A 7,894-nucleotide genomic window follows, 5' to 3' on the forward strand; every position below is an offset into this window, starting at 1 on the left:
CACACAACACGCGGGCTTATAATTAAACAAATTAATTTTTTAATGAGACAAGCAGTTTATATTGTTATCCACATCTTCTCCTAAGTCTGTCAATTAATCAAAGGGAAAAACAGGATCAACGTAAAAATTACAAAAGTTACCGAGTTCCCTGTACTTCTCCTTAACGGAGGCCTGTAAACGAAGTTTTTTTAGTTGACACTAGCTGAGGGTTTGTAACTTTAATATCATGTAAACGCCCTGATAATATTACGTCCTCAATCTTTTAAATACATTGTCATTATGAAACCTATTCTTCTCGTTCGTATTTCTGTAATTGTATCAATTGCTTTTTTTATGAATGTAGCTTTTATGAATCATTCCCGGGAAACTGTTGACATAACGGGTGCATGGAAACTGCAAAGCAATACAAGCGACCAGGTTATAATACTAGTAAACGGTTACCTAACCAATACCGGGTATAACAAAAATGACAGAAAGTTTCTATTTGCAGAGGGAGGAAAATATGAGTTGCAAAAAGGAAAATTATCGGTGCTTTACGAGTTCGACACAAGGCAAAGGGACCGGATAGGTACAACTGTTGTTTACAACATTTCTTTTACCAACAATCAACTTGTTGCAGATGTAAACGGAAAAAAGGAAACGTGGAACAGGATAGATAAAGGGAATGAAAACCTGGCCGGACTATGGCATATTACCGCACGAAAGCAGGAGGGAAAAATCGTACCTATACATCAGACCGGACCACGTAAAACAATTAAAATATTATCAGCAACCCGGTTTCAATGGGCGGCAATCAATCCTGAAACTAAAGAGTTTTTTGGAACAGGCGGAGGCTCGTATACTTTTAATAATGGAAAATATGTTGAGAATATTGAGTTCTTTTCCCGCGACAGCACCCGGGTTGCCTCCTCACTTTCCTTTAATGGTAAACTGGAAAACGAGGATTGGCATCACAGTGGGTTAAGTTCAAAAGGTGATAGTATTTATGAAGTCTGGAGTAAGATAAAATAAAGGATAAACAGTTCTAGGGCGATGACACTTTATTAAATTAATATCATGCTGGCCCCGACGAGAAATCGTAATTAATACGGTTCAGTCAATTATCATCGGTAATAAGCAGGGGTACAGGAACACGGACCAAAGACTGTGCAAAAACTAAGACTTGCATTTTCTACATTTGTATTCTCTAATGTAATCGCTGTGTTGTCTTGTATTGCCTGTGTCATATTAGCGATCTATCTATCCTCTTTATGGTTATATAAACCCAAAGTGGCCAAATCCGAAGTTTTATTAGCACTTTTCGTTTTGCTAAACTGTTTTTTTAAACTCTTCCACGTAGGTAGTAGGACATGGCTCTTCTTAATCTACACATCATAAGGTAATTGCCATCTCCCCATTCACTTTTTCCAACGCCTTTTAGTAGCATGTAGGTGTAATCTCAACCTCGCTTTATTGTTCTTATCTATTATATCCTCACATTCGCTCCGGTCTGTCTTGCCGAATCTAGACATTGTGTTATTAAATAGAGCTAAAACAAGAGGATGGAGAAACTACCATCGTAAGTCCGTTCATCAGACATGCGAAAAGTATTTAAGGCCCCTAAAAGAGCAGATAGCAAAGTGGTATGCAAAGACGCACATATGCGGATGGGCGGAGGCAAGTAAAAAAGTGCAACAACCCCACCAACCAACGTACCTGTTTAATCATTTGAAAAAGGGTTATACATCTTTCCGAACCTTAAAAGACTAGTAAGCGCCTATGTTGGCAGGCTGTACCATACGGTTGTGTGAGAAAATGAAGCTGAACAGCCCGCAGTACTCACTAACAAAAGATTCGCAGAGAATTATCGCAGGCTAAAAAGTGAGAAATAAAAATTTATCTCTTAAGTAAATCGCTTTCATTATTTTACTTTCAAATTTTCAAGACATTTTGCGGATGCTTCTTAGCTAAATATTTACTACTTATATGCCAGGAGAACTTATTCTCGCCTTTTTTCTTGTCAGGTACTTTAGAAAATCTGTGCCTGAAACTTCTCCTTTAAAAAAATGGGATAAGCTGCTTCTGCAGGCAATGTATGTCATTGCGGTTCTTGCTCTGCTTGATTTGGTGGTTTTTAAAAACAATGTGATAGACTGGATTGCCCATTTTATTCTTCTCGGTTCTATTGGTATTGCCTATTTACATCCTGATTTTCGGTTTTTTAGAAATACGATCATTGCTGTTTTACCCTTTGCTATAGTATCTTTTCTTACTGACGTTATAGGTTTAATTGATACTCCTTTCTTTCGGAGGATAGATAATTACCTCGACATCATTCTGTTTTGTACTATCGCCTGGATGATTGCTATGTTCATTATAGTTAACAAACAACGCAAAGCGCTTGAGAAAGAACGACAAAAAAGAGAGATAGAAGAAGAGCAACACCGGTTTATTGCTGCTCGCAGAGCTGAACTCGAAACAATGGTGGCAGCGAGAACCTCGCAGCTCTTAGAGCAAAAAGAAGAACTGGAACATGCGTTGCACGAGCTGCGCGAAACACAGGTGCAACTAATACAAAAAGAGAAAATGGCGTCGTTGGGAGAACTAACAGCTGGTATTGCTCATGAAATTCAAAACCCTTTAAATTTTGTAAATAATTTTTCTGAGGTGAATAAGGAATTATTAGAAGAAATGGATCACGAGATCGCAAAGGGAAACCTGGATGAGGTAAAGGAAATAATAAAAGACATTAAGGAAAATGAGATAAAGATTAGCCAACATGGTAAACGGGCTGATGCTATAGTGAAGGGCATGCTACAGCACTCGCGTTTAAGCTCCGGAAAAAAAGAACCGACAGATATAAATGCGTTAGCAGACGAATATTTGAGGTTAAGTTACCATGGTCTTCGCGCTAAGGACAAAAGCTTTAATGCCACATTTAAAACTGATTTTGATGGATCGATAAAAGAAATAGAGGTGATCGGGCAGGATATTGGGCGGGTATTACTCAACTTAATAAACAACGCTTTTTACTCTGTTAATGAAAAGAAGAAAGCTAAAGACCAACTCCAGGAAGGGGAAAAGTATGAGCCAACAGTGTACGTAGCAACAAAGAAAATGGAGCGCAAAATTCAGATTTGCGTTAGGGATAATGGCAACGGTATTTCGCAAAAGGTGTTGGATAAAATTTATCAACCTTTCTTTACGACCAAACCGGCAGGCCAGGGTACTGGTTTGGGACTGTCGTTAAGTTACGAGATTTTAAAGGCCCATGGCGGCGAGTTGAGGGTGGAAACCAGGGAAGGAGAGTTTGCTGAATTTATTATGGAATTGCCTTTTACATAGTAAACAAGATAAAAATTCAAACGTATATGGATAACATGAAAATATTAGTAGTAGACGATGAGCCGGACATGCAAACATTATTTCAGCAGCGATTTAGGAAAGAAATAAAAGAAGGCATTGCTGAGTTTGCTTTTGCTCATTCAGGTGAAGGTGCTTTACAGTACCTTCAGCTACACCATCATGAAGCAGTATTAATTCTTTCAGATATTAATATGCCGGGAATGAGCGGTTTAGAATTGCTACAGCATATCAAACAGAAATATGCAACGCCGCCGCCGGTAGTAATGATGATAACAGCTTATGGCGACAGTGAAAATTATAATACTGCAATGCGATTGGGAGCCGATGATTTTTTGACAAAGCCAATCGATTTTCATCTTCTAAAAGAAAAACTTAAACTCCAGGTGAATGGCTAAGATATTAGTAGCTGATGATGAAGTAGATCTTGAAATGCTGATTAAGCAAAAGTTTCGCCGTCAGATAAGAGAGAGCAAATATGAATTCATTTTTGCGCTGAACGGAAACGAAGCTTTAAGCAAAATGCAGCAGCATGGTGACGTGGAGGTGGTACTTACTGATATAAATATGCCCGAAATGGATGGCCTTACGTTACTTGCCAAAATAAATGAAGTAAGTCCGCTGGTTAAGACTGTAATGGTATCGGCCTACGGAGATATGGAAAATATTCGTACGGCTATGAATCGCGGGGCTTTTGATTTTGTTTGCAAACCTGTCAATTTTCAAGACCTTGAATTAACGATTGAGAAAACAATGCTACATGTAGCCCAGGTTCGCCAGACTTTAAATGCCATAAAAGAAAATAATATTCTCCGGATGTATGTTGATGAGAATGTTCTAAAATTTATGAGTGGAACGGAGTATGAAAAAAGTTTATTGCAAAATGAAACAGTTGAGGCAACGGTTGCCTTTCTTGATATTTGCAGCTTCACGTCCATGACTGAAAAAGAGCCACCAAATGAGGTTGTTACTCTTCTAAATAACTACTTTGATGTAATGGTGAAGGAGATCATAGGTCAGAAGGGATACATTGACAAATTTATAGGAGATGCTATCATGGCAGTCTTCAGGGGAGACTATCACTTAGACCGGGCAATAGAAGCTTGCCTGGCAGTGCGAAAGCAAATTGAAAATATACGTCCTCAACCAGGGAAAACCTACACGCCTAAAGTATCAATAGGTGTTAACAGCGGAGAGGTAATCTCGGGCAATATAGGCTCTGCCGATCTCAGGCGCTTAGATTATACAGTAATCGGCGATGTTGTAAATACCGCCCAACGATTACAGTCAATAGCACAGGCTGGTCAAATTGTAATTAACCATAAATCGTACGAAAAAATTAAGGAGTCTTTTAACTGCGAAAAATTGGGCGAGGTTAGCTTAAAGAATAAAGCAAAACAGGAAGTTGTGTACCAGGTATTGAATTAAATAAACGTATTTTGGAAGCCAGCGATAGATCTTTTTTCAACATCGTTGTGTCACTCACTTCGACCGAAGTTATTTTCTGTACTTTTTTCAGCTCGTTTGGCAAACTCTTCGGTATCGAAGCATTTCTCCTTTTCAAAAAACTCCTTATTTCCTTCAATCCTCGCGAACTGCTAATTCTGGCTCTAAGAATTAATAATAGAACATCCATCTTTTCGTTTATTAAAAGAAAAATCTTCTTCTACCTATTTTGACCCTCATCAATTATCCATGAAAAAAGTTCTATTGCTTGTTGTTGTAATCTTATTCACGCACTTCTACGGTTTTACCCAAACCGATACTTCTTTTTTATACTTTAATGAAAGCTGGAAAAGTTGTAATAAAGACACGGCGTTTTATTATGCTACTATTTATAAGGATGGCAACGTTTGGAATAGGAAAGATTACTGGGTGAAAGGAAAGATTTTGCAAATGGAAGGATCTTACCTGCAGAAAGATTGCAAAACTGAGCATGGATTATTTAAATGGTACAAGGAAAACGGAACTTTAGTAAACACGAAATTATACGAAAAAGGAAATACAAATAACATAACGATTTATTACGAAGATGGTAAAAAGAGGGCTATCGCTTTTTATAAAAAAAACGTTCAAACTAACTCAATTGGCTGGGACGAAAATGGACAAGAAATTCCGGATTTTGTTTTTGAGAGAGAAGCAAAATTTCCTGGGGGCCTTATAGGATGGCGAACATACCTTGAACAGAACTTGAACAGTAATGTAGCGGCTGACGCCAATGCACCTGTTGGTGTTTATACTGTCAAGGTTCAATTTATTGTTAATAAGGAGGGTGCCATTGAAAACGTACACGCAATCTTAGTTCCTGAAAAATGCATTCAATGTGGGGTGGAAGCAATCCGCGTTATCAGCAATGGGCCAAACTGGGAACCAGCTATACAATATAACAAAAGGGTCATTTACCAGGCGCTGCAGTATGTAAGTTTCCAGGTCGCGGAAGAAAAGAAAGGGAGATCGTAGCACCGCTGATACTTTCAATAAAGCATGCGAAATGCTGCATAATCATTTGCCGTAAAAGGGTGTGACACAACAATGCTTAATACCCGTTCAATCGCTGCATACAAAAGCAGCTTAAAAATTTTCAATAAAAACAAAAAGCCCTTCGAATTTGTCGAAGGGCTTTTTGTTTTATAAAGCTGCTTTAGTCTTAGGAATTGAATTTCTACTCCAGGTAGTTCGTTCTCTTCTTTGAACGCTGTTATGCCTTGGTGTAGCCGTCGACCTGTTGATGTTATTAGGATGAGCCGTTATCATTTTGCCTTTGCTGCTATGAAAGGGTTGTTCTTCGATGATAGGAATGTTTTTAGAAATAAGCTTATTGATATCTTTCAGATAAGCCCTTTCTTCGGCATCTACAAACGATAAAGCAATTCCACTTGCACCTGCGCGACCTGTACGGCCAATACGGTGAACGTAGTTTTCAGCTACATTAGGTAAGTCGAAGTTAATTACGTGTGTAAGCGCATCTATGTCAATACCTCTTGAGGCAATATCTGTTGCGACAAGCACTCGAAGTTCACCTGTTTTAAACATTGACAAAGCACGTTGCCTTGCTGTTTGTGATTTTTCACCATGAATGGCGTCAGCATAAATATCGGCACGATTGAGAAACTTGGCCACTTTATCTGCGCCGTGTTTCGTTCTTGTAAACACCAATACGTTTTTAATATTGGCGTCCTGCAAAATGTGCAGCAATAAAGAAGGCTTGTGTTCTTTTTCTACAAGGTAAACTGCCTGTTCTACTTTTTCCGCGGTAGAAGAAACTGGTGTTACCTCTACTTTCATTGGATTATCCAGAATGGTATCAGCGAGTGAAGCAATTTCTCTTGGCATTGTTGCCGAGAAGAACAATGTTTGTCTTTTTGCAGGCAATTTTGCAATCACCTTTTTTACGTCGTGAATAAAGCCCATATCAAGCATACGGTCAGCTTCATCTAAAACAAACATATCAATGTTCTGCAGGTTGATGTGTCTTTGATCCATCAGGTCAAGTAAACGACCGGGTGTAGCAATCAAAATGTCAATACCATAGCGCAACGCATTTACCTGTGGTACCTGTGAAACGCCACCAAAAACAACCAGGTGGTTTAGTCCTGTATATTCACCATACGCCATAAAGCTTTCGCCAATTTGTATAGCCAGTTCGCGTGTTGGTGTAAGCACGAGCGCTTTTATTTGCTTTGGTCCTCTTTGTGCAGCTTTTTGCTGATGTAATATTTGTAGAATAGGAATAGCGAAGGCAGCTGTTTTACCAGTACCTGTTTGTGCACAACCCAAAAGGTCTCTACGCTCTAAAACAACGGGAATAGATTTTTCCTGGATAGGGGTAGGATTTGTATATCCTTCGGCTTTAAGCGCCTTTAAAATGGGCTCAATTAAATTTAAATTTTCGAATAACAATTGAAAAAAATTTATAAAAAAGTAATTACAACCTTCCAAATTGTATGTGAAGATTGATTGAATATTCTGCTCATTGTAAATGACCAGATGAATGCTTTAAAGAGAAGGAAGATTATCGGGTCTGCTAGTCAGAGAGTATATGAATGATGCAAATGTACATCATAAATATGAAAAGAAATGGTAAAGGTTAAACATTGATCAATTTAAATGGTTGAGAATGAATGCACTTGTTGGCAACCAAACGATAGCGGTCAACTTAAGAATGAATGCGTGCTTGCATTATTGTTGATGCCTGTCCTTGCTACCCTACAGTTGCAGGTGTTCCTTGCAAAGGTGGCGCTGCAGGAACATCGGCAAAGACAACTACATTCCCACCTTGTGGCGAAACAATGTTTGCTGCCGGTAGCTTATCCTCTTTTATAAAATCCAGTCAGTACCTTGTTATCATCTATTTTCTTTGTAACAATAGTAAGTCCATTTCTACTTATTGACACGCTGAGTCTTTATTATGTATTAGTATTCAGTTAAGTTTTGCGGGGATACGTTTCACCTTTCACTTTTATTAAGTTGTCACCAATTATTAATGTGTCAAAAAATTTCTTTTTTACATAAACTTTTTTATCTAAACCTTGGTTGGTTTTCACATACAAAC

The 7,894-nt window shown here is 38.4% G+C and carries 6 protein-coding genes; 5 read left to right on the plus strand and 1 reads right to left on the minus strand.

Annotation, left to right across the window (positions count from 1 at the left end; all coding sequences use genetic code 11):
• Positions 1-279: 279 nt before the first annotated feature.
• The 5 genes from JWR87_RS19320 (at position 280) to JWR87_RS19340 (ending at position 5,802) form a co-directional block, all read left to right on the plus strand.
• On the plus strand, positions 280-1,011 hold the full coding sequence (locus tag JWR87_RS19320; RefSeq protein ID WP_297823369.1) for a hypothetical protein: 732 nt from the start codon (positions 280-282) through the stop codon (positions 1,009-1,011).
• A 954-nt stretch (positions 1,012-1,965) separates the two neighbouring features.
• Entirely contained in the window at positions 1,966-3,324 is a 1,359-nt protein-coding gene (locus JWR87_RS19325; RefSeq protein WP_297823372.1) for an ATP-binding protein, read from the plus strand.
• A gap of 26 nt (positions 3,325-3,350) precedes the next feature.
• On the plus strand, positions 3,351-3,740 hold the full coding sequence (locus JWR87_RS19330; protein WP_297823374.1) for a response regulator: 390 nt from the start codon (positions 3,351-3,353) through the stop codon (positions 3,738-3,740).
• Positions 3,733-4,770, plus strand: a complete 1,038-nt coding sequence (locus tag JWR87_RS19335) for an adenylate/guanylate cyclase domain-containing protein (RefSeq protein WP_297823376.1) — start codon at positions 3,733-3,735, stop codon at positions 4,768-4,770. Before JWR87_RS19330 ends, JWR87_RS19335 begins: the two co-directional genes overlap by 8 nt.
• A 267-nt stretch (positions 4,771-5,037) precedes the next feature.
• Entirely contained in the window at positions 5,038-5,802 is a 765-nt protein-coding gene (locus JWR87_RS19340; protein WP_297823378.1) for a hypothetical protein, read from the plus strand.
• A gap of 168 nt (positions 5,803-5,970) precedes the next feature.
• Here the strand turns inward: JWR87_RS19340 and JWR87_RS19345 are convergent, their stop codons facing one another.
• A complete protein-coding gene (locus JWR87_RS19345) occupies positions 5,971-7,242 on the minus strand; it encodes a DEAD/DEAH box helicase (RefSeq protein WP_297823380.1) in 1,272 nt (423 codons plus the stop codon).
• Between the last annotated feature and the right edge of the window lie 652 nt (positions 7,243-7,894).

Source organism: Segetibacter sp. (genome assembly GCF_025963695.1).
Lineage (GTDB): Bacteria > Bacteroidota > Bacteroidia > Chitinophagales > Chitinophagaceae > Segetibacter.

What these genes read in the sequence shown, in the direction of transcription:
- JWR87_RS19320 (WP_297823369.1), top strand. Translation starts at nt 280, where the DNA reads ATGAAACCTATTCTTCTCGTTCGTATTTCTGTAATTGTATCAATTGCT.
- JWR87_RS19325 (WP_297823372.1), top strand. Translation starts at nt 1,966, where the DNA reads ATGCCAGGAGAACTTATTCTCGCCTTTTTTCTTGTCAGGTACTTTAGA.
- JWR87_RS19330 (WP_297823374.1), top strand. Translation starts at nt 3,351, where the DNA reads ATGGATAACATGAAAATATTAGTAGTAGACGATGAGCCGGACATGCAA.
- JWR87_RS19335 (WP_297823376.1), top strand. Translation starts at nt 3,733, where the DNA reads ATGGCTAAGATATTAGTAGCTGATGATGAAGTAGATCTTGAAATGCTG.
- JWR87_RS19340 (WP_297823378.1), top strand. Translation starts at nt 5,038, where the DNA reads ATGAAAAAAGTTCTATTGCTTGTTGTTGTAATCTTATTCACGCACTTC.